We start from the raw sequence: 22,789 nt of genomic DNA, 5'->3' as shown, positions 1-22,789 counted from the left end.
ATTAAAATTCAAATAGAGGATTGTTATCGTTGTTAAACTTTGATTCTAATCGTTCCTCAATTTCATTTTTTATATTCCTTAATGTAAAATAATCAAATTCTAGATATTCATCAGATAATTTATTGTTTAACAAGATAGTATTAACATTTCTTCGTAAAAATTCTTTTACTAAAAATGACTCATCTTTATAAATGTTCTCATTAAAATCATATTTATTTTCAATTAGCTTATCTATTGCTGGAATTAAAAATAATTTTAGAAAATAATCTCTGTCTAATTCATATAAAAACTCAAAAAAACTTACGCTTAACAATTGAATATTTTTAGTATTCATTGTATTATATAAGTTAGTTTTATTTTTTTCATTTAATGTCGAAACGAAATTAGCAGTTAAATACTCTAATATAGATAAATGAGGAAAGGAATAGTAATTTCCATTATCTATTAATATTCCAACTGTAATGGTTAAATCATAAAGTAGTTTGTCATTTTCAAAATAGAATTCTGTTGATTTTTTTATTAAATCAAATTCTTTATATAATTCGTCTTTCGATAGTGAGTATTTAGTCGAAAAAAATATCCTAAAGGCTAGAATGGAAGAAATTTTTTCTAAACTGTCGACATTCAGGTTAGATAATTTCTCACGTACATATCCTAATTTTGATACAGAATCATGAACTGTAAATAAATAATCAATTACTTTTCTTAAAAAAATACTTTTATTAGGTAAAAATTCATAGCCGATAGCACTATATGTGACAATATAAAGTGACAGTAGTAAAGGATTTGTTAGAAAATCAATGAATTCATCTTCTGAATTTATTGATTTTAATATTTTATTTCTTTTATCATAAGGTATTTTAAGTTTTTCAACATAAAATGAAATATCATTGAAATTTAATGGTGCAATTTCAAAAATATAAAACGGAGATAAGCTCTCCACGTTAGTGCCTGGTCTTGAGGATATTACAAAGTAATTTGAAGAATAATTTGTAACAAAACTATCAATTTGATTAATGAAATTATTACCTTTCATATAATCAATTTCATCATATCCATCTAATAGAAAAATAAAATTTGAGCTTTTAAAAAGTTTTTTTATCAATTCAAAATTTACTTTGCTAATTTGTTGTGCAACAAAATCCTCAAAAGAAAGTGATGAAGAATTATAATTTCGTAATTCAATAATTATTGGAAATAATTCCTCTCTTTCGAATGTTTGTAAAGCAATATGTTTTAATAAGGTAGTTTTACCACTTCCTGCAGAACCAATAATGCCAATTTTCTGGAATTTTAGCATCAATTGATAAGGGTCATCTACTCTTAAATGATGCTGAGGGTTAATTAATGTTAAAGGAACGTAGTTGTCATAAAAATCAACAGGAGTATTTCTAAATATTATACTCTTAGTTAATTTTAGTTTATTGTATTGTGAAGAAATGTAATTTTCTAAATCGTTTCTCAGACTTAATCTTATTTCCTCATTCAACATATACATCAAATCATTGTTAATTATGTTGTCTATAAGATATCTATTCATTTCTAAATTTATTAATTGTTATTAATTACTGGAACATTTTCACAAGCAAGAAACTCGGTCGTATTGTTGTTGATTATTGTATGGATACCAACAACATCCTTCAAATTACATCGTTCATAAGTTAAATTCATACCATTAATACTCGTGAAGTTAGATCTTAAAAGTTTTGAATTTTTGATCTTTGTTCTAGTTAAATTTGCTTGAGTAAGATTAACATCTTCTAATTTAGAACTGTCTATCTCAACTTCAATTAATTCTGCAACTTGTAAATTTGCACTTAGGAAATCTGAATCTTTTATCTTAGATTTGGATAATCTAGCTGAATATAAATTAGCTTTTGATAAAATTGTTTTATCAAATATAGCACCTTCAATTACAGCTGCTTTTAATTCTGCATTAGTAAAATTAGTATTAGATAAATCACAATTATTAAAAATACAACTATCTAGGATTGCATTTTCAAAATTTACATTTTTCAAATTGGCATTGGAAAAATCTAAATTAGATAAGTTTGCACCTTTTAAATCAAGACCAACTAAACTGCCATCCTCTAATGCTTTAGTCTCTTTTAATTCTTTTAATGCTCTGGAAGTAAAACCACGGTCTTCGCTTCCAAGTTCTCTAAGTAGTCTTTTTTTAGTGTTTAGTTTCTCTTTTCTCTCATATAAATAATCTATTAACAAAATCGTAATAGCAATACTAAACAATTCACTACTAATATTTGCATAGAATTCATTAATTATAGAACTGAATCTCCAATCCTTGGGATATTTATGTAAAAAAACGATTAATAGACTAATGATAAGAAATGTAACTCCAATAGTTTTGATGATATTATTTTCTTTTTTCATTTATTTTCTTTTGTTCATATATTATTATGCACCGTTGGAAAAATTTCGTGCAACGTATTCGGACTTTGTGATGATGGGATAATAGAATTTCGTCAACTCAACTATTGCAAAACGTCTGTTGTATTGGCTCAATTTGTCTGCAATTGAAAAAGCAACTTATTGATCAGCCTCTTTTAGTTGAAGCAAAAGTCTTAATTCTTTTTCAATTTCTAATTGTGTCCGCTAGTTATGTGTGTAAACTCTAAAAACATACTTATTTTCGTCATCGTAAACAATATATAAATAGTTCATAGCAAATCTAGATATGCTACATTCAGTTTTATCGCTTAGACTATATTTTTGTCGAATAAGTTTGCCAAGTTTATTTGGTGAAAGTGAGCTGTTTATTGTCTTAAGTTTCTCTGTCATTAATTCTTTATTTTTCTATGGTTATGGTCGTTCTACTATGACGGCTAACATCTAAATTTACGCATTGTGTCAATATATAATATATGCAATTGCGTTAATGTTATTTTATTTGTCAATTATTAAATTTAAATATACTATTTCCCTACGAAAAACCATAATTTAAGCAGAAAAAACAATGAAACGGTAGTACATTAATTTAACCGGGGTCGTTGACCGTTACATCATTTCTGGCATTCCACCACCCATTAGCACAGCTTGTTCTGCGCTCTTCACTTCAGTGATCTGTTTCAAGTATGTTTACGCATGCTCTATTTTGAGGCTTTAGATCTTTTAATATTCAATGCTTTCTGTTGTATCCATTGTACAGCAGTATCTACAAGGGGCTGGATCATTGCTGGAGGAAGTATTGTGTCCCAGCTTAGGAAAAGAAGTATATTCGAAAGGTTTGCCTTGTGCTTTAAGGGTGTTCAATTACTTTATACACAACCGATTGTTTTCTATCAAAGATGAAATTTTTTGCGAACTGTAAACGTGGATTTACTACAAACTTTGCAATCTTGCCAAACGCCTGTTGTCCGATGTCTTTATTTTTCCAATGTTTCTAGTAGCCAATTCAGGCAAACTTCGGAATCCATAATTGACCAGGAATGTGGATTTTTCGTTCCGTCTAGCCGAACTCCTTTTCCTTGACTAACTATTACTCTAGCATTTTCATTTCCCATTATTTTTAATTGGTTTATCATTGAGATGATATCAATTCCATTCCAATCATGTAAGTCACGATGTCTTTGATCAATTAACCAATCTGTATCCAAATCAGTAAACATTAAAAGAGGCATTTTTTTTAAATACTTTGCGTTTCCGCCATCTTTTGCTTCATAAGAATAAATAGAATTTTCCAGATATTTTTTTGGAAATTTATCTGGAGATCCTCCATAAATACTGTCCCAATTATTCTTTATCCATTTTGCTTCCTCTACTGCAGGCTTGTAAATATTTCTTTCGATTTCTCTTTCGCAATATTTATAAAATCTTGCTTGGTCTAAAGGTGCGTCTAATGCAAAAACTCCTTTTGGTATTAGAAAAAACTTTTCCGGATTTTTAGTTGCCTTTTCAGCGTAAGTTAAAGAAATCATTGCGCCACTTGAAAGGCCCCCGATTATAAATTTATCTTTCGGTACTTTATGCTTTGCGACAATTTCACTGAAAATTTTATCAAGTAATTTGAATTCTGCTTCTCGACTATCTGTTCCCCAATTTATGGATGGAACAATGACCATAATTCCTTTTTCAACTGCTATTTTTGGCAGAGTTATTTGTTTTAATGTATTTTCAACGAGTTCTCCACCAGAAGGAATAATTACTAAAACACCTTTAATACTAATTTTTGGTACATATTTATAATAAAATAATTCTGTAGAATTTTCATCATTAATGTACAGTTCAGCATCATCTGTTTTTGAAACAGATAATTTTTCAAATTCTTGAGCTTTACAAGATAAAACATTAAAAATTAGAGCAAAAATTAATATGTTTTTCATTTTTCTTTTTTTTCGGTCAAAATATCGTACAACATCCAAATTTATGCATTGCGCTAATGTTGTTTTGGTTTTAGCCATCTATTTATTAATCATTAAATGTAAAATATAAATGTACTATTTCCCCTGCTCCCGCACGAATCCTTTCGTGTGGTTTAAATATTATAAATTAAACTTCCAATGATATAATCTAAAAGCTCAAAACCACGCGATACAATCGCACGGTAGCGAAGGGATCTGCTTTAAACATGTGAACAGATGTTTTATTTTGAAGCTTTAGATTTTTTACTATTCAATGCTTTCTGTTGTATCCATTGTACAGCAGTATCTACAGGAGCTGTATCATTGCTGGAGGAAGTATTGTGTCCCAATTTAGGAAAAGAAGTATATTCGAAAGGCTTGCCTTGCGCTTTAAGGGTGTTCAATTGTTCTATACACAACTTTACCGGAATCTGTATGTCTTTTTCACCAAAAAGCCAAAGCCCGGGAATTGAAAGGGTATTCAGATAAGTTTTTGGGTCAGTCGCTGCAAATTGATATTTGTCCGGATCATTTTTAGTATGCTCAATGGCATCTGCTTCTGTATGATTTTCCCAAAAACTATTGTTTCCATTAGTATAAAACTGAAATCGAAGTTGCTCGAGAGTGGTAATGGTAGGACAACTAAATAACACCATAAAGTCAACTTGCGGATTTTTGCTTGCAGCAATAGGGATGATCCATCCTGCCTGACTGAATCCGACTAATCCAATGGGTGTTTTTTTATCTTTCAAATAGGTTTGAAATGTTGTTACGGCTGCATTGGCATCCTGAGCCAATAAATTAAGATTAGTAGTGTCAATATTATTCGTGCCAACAGACGGCCCTACATACACACCTCCGGATTCTCCAACTCCACGTTTGTCATAGGTGAATACAGCAATGCCTTCTTTAGCAAGACGTTTTGCAAACTCCAGTTCTCTTTTTACCGGATCGGACCCGTGAACAATTACAACTGCTGCAACTATTTTTTTAGGCTCCACAATGGAGCCTGCCAGAGTGATACCCTGACTTTCAAACTTTATATCCTGAATGGTAAAGTCGGCCGATTGTGAAAATGCTATTTCTGGTAAAGCTATTAATAATAGCAAAATATATAAGTTAGAAAAAAAGTTGATTTTCATAGATCATGGTTAGTTATCAAATATAATACAAAAAACCGCTCTATTTTTATAGAGCGGTTTTAATTTATAAATAGCAGTTAAGACTACATCATTCCTGGCATTCACCACCCATTGGCATAGCTGGTTCTGCGCTCTTAAATGAGTATTGTCACTAATGGTTTAGGGCTTGTTGTAGTGGGAAGTCAGGGAACGTTATTCCCAACTATTACCAACCCAATTTTTAGCCAAGAAATTGGATAAAAGTAAATATCCTCGTCATTTCTGTTGTCAAAAATTTATAAAGTATCAGATGTCCATTTGTTGTTCCCTGCTAGACTTTCAACGGTGTCAATTTTCCAAATTTGTCCTTGTTTAACTACAATATATTTTTTCGACGTTGCTATGTTTTTAATTTTTGCTGTTTGTATTTCTACTTTATTTTTTGTTAATTCTGTATGAATTACAATTTCAGAGCTTGAGTGATAAGTTCCACCATAGAAAAAATAACCTGTATGGGTCCTATAATATTGTCTATTTTTTGAAGTGCAATATTTGTTGTAAATGCTCTGCAAAATTTTTCTTGCCATACTATCCATTTTTGTAAGTTCATCTAATTTAGTTCTGTCTGTTTTTACCAAATTATGGCAGTCGATAGCCCATTTGTTATAAACTTTTACGAACTCAATAACGGTGTCCATTGATGTTCTGTCAGTGTCTGGCAAAGTATTTTCTATGTATTTATCGAAGTCCATTTTGTTAAGTGATGTCTGGCCTAAAGTTGTAGCTAACCTCCAAATTTACACATTGTGTAAATAGTATAGACATAGCATAGCTGGTTCGGCGCTCTTCACTTCAGTGATTACACATTCAGTAGTAAGAAGCATTTCAGATACAGAAGCTACGTTTTCAAGAGCAACCCTTGTTACTTTAGTTGGGTCAATGATCTCTGCTTCAAATATTTAAACATACTTTTAGAGTTGTATTCAAAAATTATTAATTAAATAATTGATCTTTTTAGTTGCGGTAAACTATTAAGAGTATAATAAGAATTGCAGGTACAATAATTAAAATATGATAAAGAAAATATGAATGTAAGTAGTATTCAGATTTATATTTTATTATTTGCCAATAATTCAATTCATGATAACTTGCTTTTTTTGTTTTGAAAATATTATTATCTATTTGTAAATGATTGTCATATTTCTCAAGTACTTTTTGATATGAAATAGATATTTCTTCAGTGAATTGATTTTTTCTTTCCTGAGAAGGATTTTCTTCAAGAGTTTTAAAAATTCTAAGCTTATTGTAAATCTCAGATAATTCAAGACCACAGTTATGAAATTCTTTAGATTTCAGTGTATAATCTTTTGAGCTTTCTATTTGCCCGAATACTAGAGCCAGAATTGACAAGCTAGTTATTAAATATGCTAATAAATTGTCGTCAATAATTTTCGAATTTATATTATAGACAGTAATTAAACCAGCAATTGTCAAATAAACAGAAATCATATTTATTGCAAGGTTTGATAATTTTCCAGTTCTTATGAGCCTGGAACTGGCATTAAACCTACAACCTTTAGTAACCCAAATTTTGTAATTTAATTCTTCTAGGAACGTTTTATTTAAATAGTCGCTATATCTTCTCTGTTGTGTATTTGACATAGGTAAAAGTTTTTTATAAAATATTTAGATTTGTCGATCTAAATTTAGAACAATGAAATAATACTTCCTTACGGGAAGCTGTAAAAAAACCGCTCCACAAAAGCAGAACGGTTTATATATTAAATTTGTCTTAGCGACTCGCTACTACATCATTCCTGGCATACCACCTCCCATTGGCATAGCTGGTTCGTCTTTTTTCACTTCAGTGATTACACACTCAGTTGTTAAAAGCATTCCAGATACGGAAGCTGCATTTTCAAGAGCAACTCTTGTTACTTTAGTTGGGTCGATGATACCTGCTTCAAGCATGTGAACATACTCGTCAGTTTTCGCGTTGTATCCGAAGTCTCCTGATCCTTCTGCTACTTTAGCAACGATTACAGAACCTTCACCACCTGCGTTGGCAACGATTTGTCTCAATGGCTCTTCAATCGCTCTTTTTACGATTTTAATCCCTGTAGTTTCGTCAGCATTGATTCCGGTAAGGTTTTCTAAAGCAGAGATTGCTCTTACTAAAGCAACACCACCACCTGCAACGATACCTTCTTCTACAGCTGCTCTCGTAGCGTGTAATGCATCATCCACTCTGTCTTTTTTCTCTTTCATTTCCACTTCAGAAGCTGCTCCTACATAAAGTACAGCAACACCACCAGCTAACTTAGCTAATCTTTCCTGAAGTTTCTCTCTGTCGTAGTCAGAAGTTGTAGTTTCCATCTGAGCTTTGATCTGAGCTACTCTTCCTTTGATTTTCGCTTCATCACCACCACCGTTTACGATTGTTGTGTTGTCTTTATCGATTGTTACTTTCTCAGCTGTTCCAAGCATATCTAAAGAGATGTTTTCCATAGTGAAACCTTGCTCTTCAGAAATTACCTGTCCACCAGTAAGGATCGCGATATCTTCTAACATTGCTTTTCTTCTGTCTCCAAATCCTGGAGCTTTTACAGCAGCAATTTTAAGAGAACCTCTTAATTTGTTTACCACTAAAGTAGCTAAAGCTTCACCTTCCACTTCTTCAGAGATAATCAATAGAGACTTACCACCTTGTGCAATTGGCTCAAGAACCGGAAGCAATTCTTTCATTGAAGAAATTTTCTTCTCTACTAAAAGGATATATGGGTTTTCTACTTCAGCTACCATTTTCTCAGGGTTAGTCACGAAGTATGGAGACTGGTATCCTCTGTCAAACTGCATACCTTCTACAACATCTACAGTTGTATCGATACCTTTAGCTTCTTCTACAGTGATTACCCCTTCTTTACCTACTTTTCCGAAAGCTTCAGCGATCAGAGATCCGATAGTTTCGTCGTTGTTTGCAGAAACTGAAGCTACCTGCTTCACCATTTCTGTAGAATCACCAACTGTTTTAGATTGAGATTTAAGGTTTTCAACAACAGCAGTTACTGCTTTGTCGATACCTCTTTTAAGATCCATTGGGTTAGCACCAGCAGCTACATTCTTAAGACCTTCTCTTACGATAGCCTGTGCCAAAACAGTAGCGGTAGTAGTACCGTCTCCTGCGATATCATTAGTTTTGGACGCAACTTCTTTTACCATTTGCGCTCCCATATTTTCTACTCTGTCTTCAAGTTCGATTTCTTTTGCTACAGAAACACCATCCTTAGTTACGTGAGGAGCACCGAAAGATTTCTCGATGACCACATTTCTACCTTTAGGACCTAAAGTTACTTTTACTGCATTAGCCAATGCATCAACCCCTCTCTTTAAAGCGTCTCTTGATTCAATATCGAATTTTATTTCTTTTGCCATATTGTTTAGCTTTTGGCGACTGGCTGTTAGCTTTTGGCTTTATGCAAGTCGCAATTTGATTTTTAATTTTAGTTTACTTTTAGCTTATTCCACAATGTTATAAGCTTCTTTTTCAGTATTGTTAATTCTTCCAAAATATTTTGATAATCATTTTCATGAATATATCCCAAATCTTTAGCAAGAATTAATTGGTTTTCGGCTTCATTGGATGATCCTAATGCAATATTGATGAAATTGGCAAATTCCTTATCTGAATTTCTGCCGCTTCCTTCTGAAATATTATATCCAATTGACGCAAATGATCTTCTTATTTGAGAAGTAAGTCCAAAAACTTCTTCTTTCGGAAAGCTTTTGGTTGAAGTATATACTTTTAAAGTCAATTGATGACTTAATTGCCAAACTTCAAATTTTTTAAAATCTCTCATGAATTAAATTCTATGTAGAAGGCCATTTGCCAGAAGCCGATAGCTAGAAGCTTACCCTATAATTCCCAATAAATCAGCTTCTTTTACAATTAAGTAATCTTTTCCTTCCAATTTCAATTCAGAACCTGAATATTTTCCATAAAGAACTTTGTCACCTACCTGAACAGTTGTAGGTTCATCTTTTTTACCAGGACCTACTGCCACTACAGTACCTTCTTGCGGCTTTTCCTTTGCAGTGTCCGGGATAATAATACCTGATGCTGTTTTAGTTTCTGCAGCAATTGGCTCTACTAGAACTCTGTCTGCTAATGGTTTAAAGTTTACTGACATAATATATTTATTTTTTAAGTATTTCTGTACTATAATTCTCTAAATGTATGCCATCAGGGGTCAGTGGATGAAATGGCAGATTTTTATCGGGGGGTGTGAAAATTTGGCAGAAAAATAAAAAGAGAAAGCCGGAAAATCTTCCGGCTTTTATTGAACACTATGAATTGGTTTTTTACTATGGGCAATATTGTCCAGGCCCAATCCATAGGATACATTGTCCTTTGTAGTTGTATTCACAGCAAAAGCGTCCTATAGCGCCGCCGTTGATTGATTTCTGAGCATCTCTGCTTAATAATTTAGCATTTTTCATAGTTAATAATATATAAGGTGTACAATTCCTGAACATTTAACGTCAATCAGGTTTTTGACATTTGGTGTTTAGTGGATCAAATATAAATATTTTTCCTTAATGCGTGATATGTTTTTGTGTTTTTTTTGAAAATAATGATTTGGTTATCAGGCATTAAATGATATTTTTTTATTTATTGTATTGTTTCTATTGACATTTTTCTTGTTCCCGATTCAATGTCCTGTTTGAGGATTTTCCGTGTTTCAGAATCAATATAATAGGTTACAGTCGTTGTTTTTTCTGTAATGTCGTCAGCGGTTTTTACGATCCATACTTTTTTATGCTGATAGTCCCCTTTTTCTACACTTTGGATGTAGGCTTTCATTATTCCTTTTTTTGTTGCATTGGGATTATAGTCAAAAATGGAAATTTCTGCGGTATACTTTTCTTTCAGGGGTAGAAATCTGATCAGCGTCGGATAAGTGCTGCTGTCAAAATAATGGCTAGCAGGCATGTCAATATCATCTTTTTTCTGAGTTTTCTTATCAAGATAATACCCGGTTACTTTGTTTTTGTGGTAGGTAAAAACCATATCGCGGTTCATATTAAAGGATGAATGGCGTATCGGCTGAAGATTGGCTGTTTTCACAAGGGTGGAATCTACCCAATGGGTATTGGGAGTCTGCTTCATTTTTACGGTTGTCATGATGAGCAGATCTGTTGCGTTTAATTTTTTAATCTGGGTCGTAATGTTCCCGATTTCTATTTTTTTGCCGGCATTTTCAGCGTACCATACCGCTTCGGATGTTTCGTCCTGTATCAGTTGTGGATCAATACCACTATTGGATGGAGTAAGCAGTTTTTGGGAAAATAAATGAGTACTGCTTATGAGCAAAAGGATGAGAAATGTTTTCATAGCTTTTTTGCTGATAAGTAGTATTGATTTTCAAAAAGTTACATTTGATTAAGCCTTTACATCTATGATAGGTTATTATGTTGAAATTATGGTAGAACTTTTTTTCTGCTGCTGGTTGAATTTTGAAATAATGGCTCCGGCTACTGCAATGCCTATAAAGTTGGTGACTGATCTGGCTTCATTCATAAAACGGTCTACGCTGTAAAGCAGGGCTAAATCTGTAAGGGGTATTTTTCCAAATCTGTTCAGGGTAAATATAAGGGCTAAAAATCCGGAACCGGGAACTCCGGAAGCTGTTTTTGAGGTGAAAGAAATAATGATAAACAGCCAGATATAATCATTGATCGTCAGTGATATATTATAAAACTGAACAAGGAAACAACAGGTTACAGAAATATAGATACAGGCTCCTGCCAGGTTAAAGTTATAGCCTAAAGGAATAATAAATCTTAAAATCTTCCTGCTGTAGCCTTCAGATTCCATTTTTTCAAAAATTAAGGGGAATGCTGTTTTGGAAGTAGAGGTAGTAATGACCAGGATAATTTCCTCCTTTATATTAAGCAGGAATTTCAACAGGTTGAATTTGAAAAGGTAGGAGATCAATCCTAATATTCCGAAAATAAATACAATGTCTGCCAGGTATACCGTAGCCACCACTTTACTAAGCGGCAACAGGGTATTGATCCCATAGATAGCCACTCCGTAAGCAATATTACAAAAGATGATAATGGGAAGAACAAGGTAGAGATATTTGATGAACGTGTAAAAAATACCTAGTCCCTGATCCAGCAGTTTCAAAAAGCGATCCCTTCCTTTTGAAAGATTCATGGATATTCCCAGGACTATGGACAGAATAAGAAATAGGCCGTGTCTGTTCAGGTATAAAATGGTAGAAATTTTTCCATCTTTTATTTCGAAAGTTTTGGGAAGAGACGTATTGATTTTGCTGGTATTAATGCCTGTGTCAGCGCCCGGCTGTATGATGGAGCCAAAGATAAATCCCAGTACAATAGCTATTGAGCTGATGATAAGAAAATATAAAATCGTTTGCCATACGATGCGTGTTGCATTTTTAATATCAGAAAGCTGGCATATCCCGTACATAATTGCCATAAAAATAATGGGTAGGATAATAGACTCCAGAATGATGAAGAAATACCGGCTTACCACGCCCAGCTTTATGCTTGCTTCCGGAGCATAATGACCTGTCAGTACTCCGCCTACAATGGCTGTGAATACATATAAGGTAAGATTTTTCAGGTACCTGCCGGTAAATGTTTTTTGAGACTGTAAGAGATTCATTCGTGGAAGATATGCGGTCTTTATACAACAAATATATAAACTAGGGCATCATTATAACGTTGAAACTTAATAATTATGAAAAAAAACAGATCAGATGGTCCCGAGAAGGAGAGCGCCCAGCAACATGATCACCGAAGACCCGATAGCCCATTTCAACGTATATTTCAGGTGGTCTGAATATTCTACCCCGGCCAATGACACCAATAAATAGGTGGAAGGAACCAACGGACTGAGCAGATGGGAAGCCTGCCCCACAAGACTTGCCCTCCCAAGAATATCGGGAGCAATGCCCAACTGATGTCCCGTAGCTTCAACAATGGGTAATATCCCAAAATAGTAGGCGTCATTGGTCAGGAAAAAGGTAAGAGGAACACTGAATACAGCCGTGATAATATTCAAATAACCTCCCCAGCTTTTAGGAACGATTTCTATCATGCTGTTACCCATTGCCTGCATAATACCTGATCCGTTAAGAATTCCGGTGAAAATTCCTGCACCAAAGATCATTCCTGCTACCGATAAAGCATTTCCTGCATGTTTAGACATGATTTTCTGCTGGTCTTTCAGTTTAGGATAATTGATAACAGAAGCTATACAGAAAGCAATCATAAAGGCAATTCCCAGCGGAACGATATCTAAAATCATAACGGTAAGAAGAACAATGGTAAGGCAGAGATTCACCCAAATCAGTTTGGGACGCAGGAGCCTAGGATCCGACTCACCGGTAATATCACTGGCTGCATAACGGGTATACTTCCCATGTTTTGCAATTCTTTTCTTTTCCTTTCTTCCCAGAATATAGGCTACAAATATAACCCAGGCAATTCCCAGTACCATAATAGGAATCATAGGTACAAAAATTTCTGTGTGCCCCAGCTTCAGGGAGCTCATTACTCTGGCTGTAGGGCCGCCCCATGGAAGAATATTCATAATTCCTCCGGCCAGCATGATAATACAGGTTAAGACCAGTGGGTTTATTCCTTGTTTTTTGTAAAGAGGTAACATGGCAGCCACTACAATAATATAAGTAGAAGAACCGTCACCGTCCAATGAAACCAGTGTGGTAAGAATAGCTGTTCCTATAGTGGTTTTGATAGGATTATCTCCAACGGCTTTTAAAATAAGATTCACCAACGGCTCAAAAAGTCCGGTGTCTATCATTAAGCTGAAATAAAGTATGGCAAAGATCAGCATAACGCCCGTAAGAGCTATTTCCTTGACTCCGTTTTTCATCATTTCACCCAGATGAGGGCCGAAACCAGCAAATAATGCCACTGTGACAGGGATAATCACCAGGGCGGTAAGCGGAGTCATTTTTTTATTCATGATAAGCACCATAAAGATGATGATCATCAGAAACCCAAGGAATGTAAGCATAGTAATGAGTGTATTTAGATTATTTGTTTTTGTTTTTTCTCCAGTCGAAGCTGTTTCTATAGCCGATATAGGCATAGTTACTGGTAGACCCGGTTTCCAGCTGGTTGATAAATGCAACTTCTATTGCGGAATTTTTTCCGGTTTTTATACCTATTCCTGCTGTCAGACGATTGCTGTCAAATGGGTCTTCTTTCACGACATTCATCCTGATTTCATTTTTCAGAATACCGTACAGCTTTTCTTTTTCTCCGGCTCTGTTGAAAGGAATTCTCAGAGAAATAAGATAACGCAGTCTTACGATAAATTCGTCCGGATTGCTTATAAAACGTTCTTCCACACGGAAACGGTGAGAAATAGATGTTCTTCCTATATTACCTCCCAGTGATACCTGCTGGAAAGGTCTTTTTTCATACCTTTCTTTTTTAGAGCTGTCTGAGCGATAAGAGTCCAGAACCAAAAACATAGCTCCCACCGCAGGGCGTACCTCATTGGCTACTTCATAATCTACATAGGCAGAGATCAGGAAAAGCCTTGTATCATAAGCCATATCAAAAGAACGGTATTGAGAAAGTGCTGTCAAAGTATTTTTATCAGTCAGTTTTGCTGACATTAAGTACTGAAACCACATATTGTAGTTATCACGGCTTTGTGCATCAACAAGCCTGCTGAATCCCAATACTATGATTATAATTAATTGTAATTTAATTTTCATGTAAGATTTGATTAATATCCCGATGTCTCAAATATATTTATAAGAAGAAGCCGGGAATTTATTTTTCAATCAATGGCTGTTTTTATCAGTGAACTGCAATCTGGCGTAAAAAGATGCTATATTTGAAAAATGGGAAAATTCATTTAACCGGATGTTTTTACTGATAAATATCATATTTATATTATTGGTTTTCAGGATCTTATTTAATGCGAAGGTTTTGGAAACGCTCATGAAATACCACTGGGGATTTTTGCTGAGGTTTCAGCATATTTTTTTCTTTTTGGTGTTCCTGGCTATTATTTTTTTCACCGAAAACTACTTTTTAGATGTTCCGGAATTGATATGGAGCGTATTGTTTGCATTTATTCTGAATATAGGAATCTATTATCTGGTCTATTTTTATCTGGTTCCCCAGTTTTACCTTTCCAATAAATACCCGGAATTTATTCTGTATGCTTTGATATGTTTTCTGGTTTCAAGCCTTTTCAGAATTTTACTGGAACCTGCTGTATTTAATATGAAGTTTAATGAAACCCTCTCCAATACTAAATTTCTGTACAATGTATATACTGCCCAGGGGATTGTGATTCTTGTTGCTTCATTTTTGGGAATAACAAAAGATAAATTTCTTATTGAGCAGGATTTTAAAAATCTGGGTGAAGAGAAAGATCAGCTGTATCTTGATCTCCTGAAATCCAAACTGAATCCTCATTTTTTATTGAATACACTTAATAATATTTATTCCAAAAGTATTACCCCATCCGAAAATACCTCAGAATCTATTTTGCACCTGAGTAAATTACTTCAATATGTCATTTATGACACCAATAAAGAATATATTACGATCTCACAGGAATTTTCTTCGATCCAGTCTCTCAAAGGGCTCTATCAGCTGAAATATAATAACCTGCTGGATATCAGTTTTGATATTGAAGATGAAGAAACCCTGGACCTGATTGAAATACCACCGTCTGTTTGCCTTACCTTATTTGAAAATGCATTAAAACACTCTGCGGTGGGTATAGAAGCGGGAAGCTTTATAAAACTAAGCTATACAATAGAGAATCATGAATTTTTATTCGATATCAGAAATTCCGTTGCCCAAAACAGGACGCTGGTCAGTAATCTTAATGATAGTGGGCTGGGAAATGAGGCGGTGATCAGTATTTTGAAAAAATATTATCCTGAAAGATTTACTTTTATATCCGAAAGTATGGAAAACAATATGTATCAGACTATATTAAAAATTAAACTGTAATGGCCAACCTGACGATTGTAAGTGTAGATGATGAATATCCGGCATTAGAACTGATCCGGCATTATTGTGAGCGGATGGAAGATGTCGATCTGCTGGAAGTATTTCAGAATCCTCAGGATGCCCTTGAATACCTGAAGGAAAATAGAGTAGACCTTGTGATTCTGGATATTAATATGCCCTATATCAACGGAATTGAACTTTTACTTCAGCTTCCCTATAAACCCCTGTGTATATTTCTTACACTGGAAACCCAGTATGCTGTAAAAGCTTTTGAACTTGATGTCGTTCATTACCTGGTAAAACCGGTAGACTTTGAGACTTTTAGAAAAGCAGTGACCAAAGCAAAGGATTTTCTTCAGTTTAAAAAATCTACGGAAGATCAAAAGAAGGAAGACTTTATTATGTTCAAATCCAATTATATCATGAATAAAGTTTTACTGGAAGATATCAAATGGATTCAAGGATTTGGAGAATATATCATCCTGATTACCCATTTGAAAAAATATATGATCCTTGAGCGAATGTCTAATTTCGAAGAAAAGTTTCAAAACTTAGGCTTTATAAGGATTCACAAATCCTATATCGTATTGTCCTCTCATATCAGTTCTTATGATACCGCGAATGTATATCTTAAAGACGGGGAGAAACTTCCGCTTGGGAGAACATATAAAAATTCTTTAAAAGCTTATCTGAATTAATTTTTCCTAGTAAAGTTTCCCACAGATTATACAGCTCCCGCAGATTTTGGGCTTTAACCGAAAATGATGAAGCTGTTTTATAAGAAAAAAGGTTGCCTCCTGTTTAAGACAACCTTTTATTTTTTTATGATTTTTTTCCTGAGGCCTGCATCGGATTTACTTTTCCGTTTGCACCTCCTCTTACGGAGCCTGCTTCCTGTTTTTGTTTAAATAACTGGAATTTGGAAGTTCCGCTGCTGGATCCGGTACTACTCCAGAAGTTATTGGAAGTATCAATATCAGCTGTTTCTTTTATAGGATCAAGTTGTATAGATACTAATTTCTTATCAAAATAATACGTCTTGGAAACCTTCTGTTCATTAAGCCTCCAGATTTGAGCCGATGATTTATCGTAAGATTTTGAACCGTCTTCAAAAGTAAACTCAAGGATAATAGGCATGATCAGCCCACCTTTATTAGTAAAATCTATCTGATAAGCCGTAAGGTTTTTGAATTTCTCTTTATCCTTAGCATCCAAAGGAGTGGAGCCTTCAGTTTTGGCAGTGTATTCCTTATGGGTATCTATTTTTTCCTGGCCTCTGTCATATCTGTAATAGAAGTCCTGAAGATCTTTGTCTTTATCTACATAAAAAGTAATATTCTTATCCTTTCTGTTTCTTATTTTAGAAATATCTTCGAAGCTGTTTACCAAAGGACTTTCTACCTGGTATTTTTTCTCGGAAGCTGCTTTTAGTGTTTCCAGATCAGGAGTAGCAGCAGTAACTTTATCAATGGCAATATCTACCGGATCCGTTCCGTAGAACCAGCCTCTCCAGAACCAGTCAAGATCCTCACCGCTGGCATCTTCCATAGTACGGAAAAGATCAGCAGGTTCAGGGTGTTTGAATGCCCATCTTTTAGCATAGGTTTTGAATGCTTTATCAAAAAGTTCTCTTCCCATGATGGTTTCACGAAGGATGTTCAGCCCAGTCGCCGGTTTTGAATAAGCATTGGGTCCATACTGAACAATGTTTTCAGAATTGCTCATGATGGGTTCCAGCTGATCCTTCGGAAGTTTCATATAATCTACAATCGTCCATGCCGGACCTCTTTTAGATGGGAATTTATTATCCCATTTTTCTTCTGTAAGATATTCTGTGAAGGTATTGAGGCCTTCATCCATCCAGGCCCACTGTCTCTCATCAGAATTGATGATCATGGGGAAGAAGTTGTGGCCTACCTCATGGATGATCACTCCGATCATTCCATTTTTGGTTCCTTCAGAATAGGTTCCGTCTTTTTCGGTTCTTCCGAAATTGAAACAGATCATCGGGTATTCCATACCGTTGGCTGCTTCCACAGATTGTGCTACAGGATAAGGATAGGGAATGGTAAATTCCGAATAGGTTTTAATGGTATGGGCTACTGCTTTTGTGGAAAACTTTCTGTAAAGTCCGTAAGATTCTTTAGGATAGAAACTCATAGCCATTACCTTATTATTGTTTTCAGGAATGGTTACCTGCATTCCGTCCCACACAAATTTTCTTGAGGAAGTCCATGCGAAATCCCTTACGTTATTCGCTTCAAAAACCCATGTTTTCCTTTGTTTTGAATGGTTTTTCTCTGCTTTTTTAGCTTCATCCAAAGTGACAATCTCTATAGGTTCACTTGCGCTTTCAGCTTTTTTATACCTTGATAACTGGTCGGAAGTTAAAACCTGATCATAATTTTTACATTCCCCGGTTCCGCCCACAATATGATCTGCCGGAACATTCACGGAAACTTTAAAATCTCCAAAAACGAGTGCAAATTCACCTCTTCCCGTAAACTGATGGTTTTGCCATCCCTGGAAATCACTGTATACACACATTCTGGGATACCATTGCGTCATGGTAAAAAGATCATTGCCGTCTTCGGGAAAGTTTTCATAACCGCCACGGCCTCCTATTTTTATTCTGTTGGAAATATTATAATTCCAGCCTATGGTAAAGATGAGCTTTTCTCCTTTTTTCAATGCTTTTGGAAGATCTATACGCATCATCGTTTTGTTGACAGTATATTTCAGAGGATTTCCGGAGGCATCCGTTACTTTTTCAAGGTTTACTCCATACCCGTTGTCTTTTACAGGGAGCTCAGTTGCTTTAAGCTTCTGATCGTTTGTGGAAGAAGGAAGTACAGATGAGGCTCCATATCCTGCATTTCTGATATTGGAATGTTCATTTTCGTCTAGCTGAAGCCAGATATAATCCAAATCATCAGGAGAATTATTGTAATAGGTAATCGTTTCAGAACCCTTCAGGTTTTTTTTGTCTTCATCCAGGTAAGCCGTGATATTGTAATCCGCTCTGTTCTGCCAGTATCCGTGTCCCGGAGCTCCTGAAGCTGTTCTGTAAATATTAGGTGTAGGAAGTATGGTCCCGAGCTGCTCAAATTTATTTCCGTGGTTGCTGCCAGGATTATTCTGAATATTTTGTGCGGTGAAACCTGTATATGCAAATACAGAAAGTGAAAGTATAACAACTTTTAGCTTCATAACCGAAATGATTTAATAATGATCAAAGATAATAATAAGCTGTTGAAATAATGAAAATATTTCAAGGTTAAAAAGGAATTCTTTCCAATGCCATTTTTAGAGATAATGCAAATACTCCCGAAGAAACAAACAATACCCAATCCTTTTTATTGACCTTGAAAATTTTAAGCAAAATAAAAAGAATGATTAAAATTGCAAAAACAATGATGATTTGTCCTAGCTCCAGGCCGATATTGAAACCAAGAAGCGGAATGGCAATACCCTGGCTTTTTGCAATCATTACTCTCGCCGTATTCGCAAAACCCATACCATGGATCAGACCAAAGATCAAGGCAAGATAATAATTGGCACGCATTAAAGTTTGCTTTTGATTTTTCATCACAATATTATCCAGCGAGGTTACAACAATAGTCAACGGAATTAAAAATTCAACCCAGTCGGAAGGAACCCTGAAAACATCCAGAATACTTAAAGCCAGTGTGATAGAGTGTCCAATGGTAAATGCTGTTACAAGAATCAGAATCTTTTTCCAGTCAGTATAAGAATATACAGCAATCAATGCCAGAACAAAAAGCTGATGGTCTAATGCATCAAGGGAAATAATATGCTCCCATCCAAGGTTTAAATAGAATAGAAAATCCTGCATTTTTACAAAAGATTATTTAGTTTTTATTATTATGTTAAATTAGTTTAATTGTTGAATTTTTAATACTATACGATTTGTTGAGTTATTAATATTATACATTAATATTTAATTAGATAAAAATTGTATAATTGTAGTGTTAAATAAATGAAAATGGATTTTAAAAAATTACTCTTTGCAAAAGTAAACATTTCACGTGGAGGAGCGAAGCTTCTTAGAAATGCTACAGCTGCTTTTTTAGGATTGTATTCTTATGCTTTTTACGGGCAGGTACAAAAATTAGACTCTCGCTTTGATATTTTGTTAAAAAATAAAGAGAGCCTATTAAAAGGAAATCCTATAAAAGGATTGGAACATGCTGATATGAAATTGGATCAGCATCTGGTGGTGACCTCTAAAGGAGCTCAGACCATGTATTCATGTATTATTTATACTAAAAATCCGGAAAAATTGAAAGCAGATGGCTTTTTAGTACAGACCCAGCTTCCTACTTTTTCTACGGCATTGGTAAGTCTTGAGGACATTGATAAACTTACAAAACTTCCTTATGTAACTTCTGTAATGGCTCCTACCTTTGACGAGCTTCATAATGATGTGAGCAGAGCACAGTCCGGGGCAAGCCTTTTACAGGATGGGGCTTTCAATAATACAGCTTATAATGGAACGGGGGTTTTAGTAGGAATTTATGATACCGGGATTGACTGGAAACATCCTGATTTCAGAAAAGCTGATGATCAGACAAAAAGTAGAATTGTTTCTATTTGGGATCAGACTCTAACAGCACAGGGAAGTGAGGTCTCTCCGACAGGATTTGCAACAGGAGTGGAGTATACCAGAGCTCAGATTGAAGATGAACTGGACGGTACTCCGGTAGGTTTTGTTCGTGAAAATGATATTAACGGACACGGAACTCACGTAGCCGGTACTGCTGCAGGAAACGGTGCTGCTTTTGCTGATAAAAGACATAAAGGATTCTCATCCGATGCCGATATTGTATTTGTAAAAGGAGGAAACGGATCCTTTCCTACTACGAATACCATTAATGCGTTGACGTATTTCAAGAATGTAGCCACTGCATTAAACAAACCTATCGTTGTCAATATGAGTATCGGTGGGCAGGGAAGTGCTCATGACGGAACATCTTCCCATGAAGTTGCTGTTGACAATTTTACATCTTCAGGACCAGGAAGAGTAGTTGTTATTTCAGCAGGCAATGATTATGGTGCCAATCTTCACAGAAAAGTTGATATAGAAGCAAGTGCTGCACAGTCTTATACTTTTACAGTAGCAAGTAATACTTCTGCTGCCTCAGTATTCAGTTTTATCATGTATGCTAATGATAATACAGCAGTTACTGCAAAATTAACAGCTCCTGATGGCCAGCAGTATACACAGAATATAAGTACAAATACCACGCATAGTATTCTGGGGGGTGGATTTACGGCTACTATGTATAACTATTGGGGATCAGATAATAACAAACGTTATGTTCAGTTAGTTGTAAACAGGGTTACCGGATCTACGGCTAATTGCCAGGGAACGTATACGCTGGAAATTACCAATAACGGAACCCAAACCATTAGTACACATGGATGGCTTAGCAGCCAGGGAGTTGCTACCACACTACAAAACGGAGATAATGAATATATTGTTGGTTCTCCGGGAAATGCATCAAGTGCCATCACAGTGGCTTCTTATTTGGGAAGAGTAACATGGTATACCACAGGAGGAGGATTTGGATACGGTAATACTCCTCAGGAATTAATATCGTCGTTTAGTGCACAGGGGCCAAGAGTTGATAATTTTCAAAAACCTGATATTACAGGTTCAGGGCAGGCTGTAATTTCTTCAAGATCTAGTAGTTCTGTACCCGATGCTTCGACTATTATTGCAAATACCAACTACTATGTGATGAATCAAGGGACCAGTATGTCATCTCCGGGAATTGCGGGAGCTGTAGGGTTATTGCTTCAGGCGAACCCAACATTGACGGCTGCACAGGTTAAATCACGTCTTACTTCCAATGCTAGAAAAGACGGAGCAACAGGGAACGTCCCAAATGCAAGATGGGGATATGGAAAGTTAGATATTTATAAAGCAGTTACAGATGAAGTAGGATGTGTAAAGTCTAATTTTGAGACTGTTGCATATGATGAACCTTATATTACAGTTAATGCAGAAGCTAATACTACTTTTACCAATGCAGCTTTGGCTGTTCGATATACACCAACGTTAACGGGTAAATTGGGAGGCTTTTCTTTTACAACAGGGTCAGGAGCAATTCCTGCTAATCTTGCGGTTGATATTCAAGTAAGAAAAGTGAATGCTAATGGAGATCCTGGAGATATTATTGCTACAAAAACTATTTCATCATGGGATACCAATATACAAAGATTTACCTGGAATTATGTTGATTTATCTAGCTTAAACGTTCAAATGGTGACAGGGAAAGATTTCTATATTGTCATCAACGGCTTAGGCGGAACTGTGGCTATCAAAAATGAAGCTACTGCAGTAAGCGGACGCAGCAAAACTTCAACGGACGGAACAAGCTGGACAGCAAGAACTTTTGATCTTAAAATGAGAGCGACCATTTATGAAAATGTAGCAGAAGTGAAAACTCTGGCTACTGCTAACCAGACAAAAGCAAGTGCTGTAGCTGCAGGATATAATTATTTTACGAATGCCTGCCAGCTGATTGCCAGAGTTGAAAAAGAAACCGCAAGTACAGTGACAGGAAATGTAACATCAAAAGTATGGGTTGATAATGTACAGCCTAATTATGTTTCAAGAAGATATGAGATTAATCCTGCTACAGATGCAGCAACAGCAACAGGAAAAGTAACGTTATATTTTAAACAGGCGGATTTTGACGCTTATAATGCAACAAACGTACTGAAATTGCCAACTTCACCTACAGATGTTGCCAATAAAGCGAATGTAATAGTGGAAAAATATACAGGAACTAGTGCCGGAAACACAGGTACTGTAGCTTCTTTTGGAAGTGCAGCAACAATTATTACTCCTAATGCGGCTGATGTGGTGTGGAATGATACTTACCAATATTGGGAAGTAAGCTTTCAGTCTGCAGGTTTTGGTGGATACTTTGTGAGAACAAACTCTGCATTGGGAACAGTAGATGTTAAACTGAATTCTACAGTGAATATCACTCCAAACCCGGCTAAGGATGCCGTGAGTGTTATGTTAGGAAATTACTCTAAAGCTTTGGTAACTATTCATGATGCATCCGGAAAGTTGGTTAAGACGGCAAATGTTACAAAAGATTCAAATAAAATTGATGTCTCAGCATTGGTAAAAGGAGTCTATATGTTTACAATTGCATTGAATGACAATACAACAATAACTAAAAAAGTGGTTAAGCAGTAAATGTCAGTCAGATTATAATAATAACGGGG

The 22,789-nt window shown here is 35.2% G+C and carries 18 protein-coding genes; 3 read left to right on the top strand and 15 right to left on the bottom strand.

Annotation, left to right across the window (positions count from 1 at the left end; translation table 11 throughout):
• Position 1: 1 nt before the first annotated feature.
• From LQV47_RS14850 to LQV47_RS14790, 13 genes are all read right to left on the bottom strand, one after another.
• Positions 2-1,540: an NACHT domain-containing protein gene (locus tag LQV47_RS14850; protein WP_230038170.1), complete on the bottom strand. Its 1,539-nt coding sequence runs from the start codon at positions 1,538-1,540 to the stop codon at positions 2-4.
• Between the two features lie 11 nt (positions 1,541-1,551).
• Positions 1,552-2,391 (bottom strand): pentapeptide repeat-containing protein, encoded by an 840-nt coding sequence (locus tag LQV47_RS14845; RefSeq protein ID WP_230038169.1) that lies wholly within the window; start codon positions 2,389-2,391, stop codon positions 1,552-1,554.
• Positions 2,392-3,383: 992 nt separating this feature from the next.
• Positions 3,384-4,418, bottom strand: a complete 1,035-nt coding sequence (locus LQV47_RS14840; RefSeq protein WP_230038167.1) for a hypothetical protein — start codon at positions 4,416-4,418, stop codon at positions 3,384-3,386.
• A gap of 182 nt (positions 4,419-4,600) precedes the next feature.
• On the bottom strand, positions 4,601-5,500 hold the full coding sequence (locus tag LQV47_RS14835) for an alpha/beta hydrolase (protein ID WP_230038165.1): 900 nt from the start codon (positions 5,498-5,500) through the stop codon (positions 4,601-4,603).
• A gap of 275 nt (positions 5,501-5,775) precedes the next feature.
• Positions 5,776-6,231: an NTF2 fold immunity protein gene (locus tag LQV47_RS14830; RefSeq protein WP_230038163.1), complete on the bottom strand. Its 456-nt coding sequence runs from the start codon at positions 6,229-6,231 to the stop codon at positions 5,776-5,778.
• Between the two features lie 262 nt (positions 6,232-6,493).
• Complete coding sequence (locus LQV47_RS14825) at positions 6,494-7,141, bottom strand: SLATT domain-containing protein (protein ID WP_230038161.1); 648 nt, start codon at positions 7,139-7,141, stop codon at positions 6,494-6,496.
• A gap of 144 nt (positions 7,142-7,285) precedes the next feature.
• Entirely contained in the window at positions 7,286-8,911 is a 1,626-nt protein-coding gene (gene groL / locus LQV47_RS14820; RefSeq protein ID WP_230038159.1) for a chaperonin GroEL, read from the bottom strand.
• Between the two features lie 68 nt (positions 8,912-8,979).
• Positions 8,980-9,336, bottom strand: coding sequence for a four helix bundle protein (locus LQV47_RS14815; protein WP_230038157.1), 357 nt, complete (start codon positions 9,334-9,336; stop codon positions 8,980-8,982).
• A 51-nt stretch (positions 9,337-9,387) separates the two neighbouring features.
• Entirely contained in the window at positions 9,388-9,666 is a 279-nt protein-coding gene (locus tag LQV47_RS14810) for a co-chaperone GroES (protein ID WP_045500963.1), read from the bottom strand.
• 482 nt (positions 9,667-10,148) lie between these two features.
• Positions 10,149-10,871, bottom strand: coding sequence for a hypothetical protein (locus tag LQV47_RS14805; RefSeq protein ID WP_230038155.1), 723 nt, complete (start codon positions 10,869-10,871; stop codon positions 10,149-10,151).
• 75 nt (positions 10,872-10,946) lie between these two features.
• The gene (locus tag LQV47_RS14800) at positions 10,947-12,173 is read right to left on the bottom strand and encodes a cation:dicarboxylase symporter family transporter (RefSeq protein ID WP_230038153.1); all 1,227 of its coding nucleotides are present in this window, start codon (positions 12,171-12,173) and stop codon (positions 10,947-10,949) included.
• A 90-nt stretch (positions 12,174-12,263) separates the two neighbouring features.
• The gene (locus LQV47_RS14795) at positions 12,264-13,625 is read right to left on the bottom strand and encodes a CitMHS family transporter (protein ID WP_354960987.1); all 1,362 of its coding nucleotides are present in this window, start codon (positions 13,623-13,625) and stop codon (positions 12,264-12,266) included.
• Positions 13,570-14,262 (bottom strand): DUF2490 domain-containing protein, encoded by a 693-nt coding sequence (locus LQV47_RS14790; RefSeq protein ID WP_230038149.1) that lies wholly within the window; start codon positions 14,260-14,262, stop codon positions 13,570-13,572. Before LQV47_RS14790 ends, LQV47_RS14795 begins: the two co-directional genes overlap by 56 nt.
• Before the next feature lie 229 nt (positions 14,263-14,491).
• On the opposite strand from LQV47_RS14790, the gene LQV47_RS14785 reads away from it, so the two are divergent.
• Positions 14,492-15,520, top strand: coding sequence for a histidine kinase (locus LQV47_RS14785; RefSeq protein ID WP_230038147.1), 1,029 nt, complete (start codon positions 14,492-14,494; stop codon positions 15,518-15,520).
• Positions 15,520-16,218, top strand: coding sequence for a LytTR family DNA-binding domain-containing protein (locus tag LQV47_RS14780; protein ID WP_047493256.1), 699 nt, complete (start codon positions 15,520-15,522; stop codon positions 16,216-16,218). The genes LQV47_RS14785 and LQV47_RS14780 overlap by 1 nt, the downstream gene beginning before the upstream one ends.
• Positions 16,219-16,342: 124 nt before the next feature.
• Here LQV47_RS14780 and LQV47_RS14775 read toward each other — a convergent pair whose 3' ends face one another.
• On the bottom strand, positions 16,343-18,730 hold the full coding sequence (locus LQV47_RS14775; protein ID WP_230038145.1) for a M1 family metallopeptidase: 2,388 nt from the start codon (positions 18,728-18,730) through the stop codon (positions 16,343-16,345).
• A 67-nt stretch (positions 18,731-18,797) separates the two neighbouring features.
• Positions 18,798-19,376 carry a HupE/UreJ family protein gene (locus tag LQV47_RS14770; protein WP_230038143.1) on the bottom strand — a complete coding sequence of 193 codons (579 nt, stop codon included), beginning with the start codon at positions 19,374-19,376 and terminating at the stop codon, positions 18,798-18,800.
• Positions 19,377-19,526: 150 nt separating this feature from the next.
• Here LQV47_RS14770 and LQV47_RS14765 point away from each other — a divergent pair, with 150 nt between their 5' ends.
• Complete coding sequence (locus LQV47_RS14765) at positions 19,527-22,760, top strand: S8/S53 family peptidase (RefSeq protein WP_230038141.1); 3,234 nt, start codon at positions 19,527-19,529, stop codon at positions 22,758-22,760.
• The last annotated feature ends 29 nt before the right edge of the window (positions 22,761-22,789 follow it).

This window comes from Chryseobacterium sp. Bi04, assembly GCF_918698085.1.
Classification (GTDB): Bacteria; Bacteroidota; Bacteroidia; order Flavobacteriales; family Weeksellaceae; genus Chryseobacterium.
Note: the sequence above shows the minus strand (reverse complement) of the source record. Positions and strands in the feature narration are given on the sequence as shown.

Excerpts from the sequence above, each read along its gene's own strand:
- LQV47_RS14850 (WP_230038170.1), bottom strand. The coding sequence starts at position 1,540 with ATGAATAGATATCTTATAGACAACATAATTAACAATGATTTGATGTAT.
- LQV47_RS14845 (WP_230038169.1), bottom strand. The coding sequence starts at position 2,391 with ATGAAAAAAGAAAATAATATCATCAAAACTATTGGAGTTACATTTCTT.
- LQV47_RS14840 (WP_230038167.1), bottom strand. The coding sequence starts at position 4,418 with ATGGCTAAAACCAAAACAACATTAGCGCAATGCATAAATTTGGATGTT.
- LQV47_RS14835 (WP_230038165.1), bottom strand. The coding sequence starts at position 5,500 with ATGAAAATCAACTTTTTTTCTAACTTATATATTTTGCTATTATTAATA.
- LQV47_RS14830 (WP_230038163.1), bottom strand. The coding sequence starts at position 6,231 with ATGGACTTCGATAAATACATAGAAAATACTTTGCCAGACACTGACAGA.
- LQV47_RS14825 (WP_230038161.1), bottom strand. The coding sequence starts at position 7,141 with ATGTCAAATACACAACAGAGAAGATATAGCGACTATTTAAATAAAACG.
- groL (WP_230038159.1), bottom strand. The coding sequence starts at position 8,911 with ATGGCAAAAGAAATAAAATTCGATATTGAATCAAGAGACGCTTTAAAG.
- LQV47_RS14815 (WP_230038157.1), bottom strand. The coding sequence starts at position 9,336 with ATGAGAGATTTTAAAAAATTTGAAGTTTGGCAATTAAGTCATCAATTG.
- LQV47_RS14810 (WP_045500963.1), bottom strand. The coding sequence starts at position 9,666 with ATGTCAGTAAACTTTAAACCATTAGCAGACAGAGTTCTAGTAGAGCCA.
- LQV47_RS14805 (WP_230038155.1), bottom strand. The coding sequence starts at position 10,871 with ATGAAAACATTTCTCATCCTTTTGCTCATAAGCAGTACTCATTTATTT.
- LQV47_RS14800 (WP_230038153.1), bottom strand. The coding sequence starts at position 12,173 with ATGAATCTCTTACAGTCTCAAAAAACATTTACCGGCAGGTACCTGAAA.
- LQV47_RS14795 (WP_354960987.1), bottom strand. The coding sequence starts at position 13,625 with ATGCCTATATCGGCTATAGAAACAGCTTCGACTGGAGAAAAAACAAAA.
- LQV47_RS14790 (WP_230038149.1), bottom strand. The coding sequence starts at position 14,262 with ATGAAAATTAAATTACAATTAATTATAATCATAGTATTGGGATTCAGC.
- LQV47_RS14785 (WP_230038147.1), top strand. The coding sequence starts at position 14,492 with ATGAAATACCACTGGGGATTTTTGCTGAGGTTTCAGCATATTTTTTTC.
- LQV47_RS14780 (WP_047493256.1), top strand. The coding sequence starts at position 15,520 with ATGGCCAACCTGACGATTGTAAGTGTAGATGATGAATATCCGGCATTA.
- LQV47_RS14775 (WP_230038145.1), bottom strand. The coding sequence starts at position 18,730 with ATGAAGCTAAAAGTTGTTATACTTTCACTTTCTGTATTTGCATATACA.
- LQV47_RS14770 (WP_230038143.1), bottom strand. The coding sequence starts at position 19,376 with ATGCAGGATTTTCTATTCTATTTAAACCTTGGATGGGAGCATATTATT.
- LQV47_RS14765 (WP_230038141.1), top strand. The coding sequence starts at position 19,527 with ATGGATTTTAAAAAATTACTCTTTGCAAAAGTAAACATTTCACGTGGA.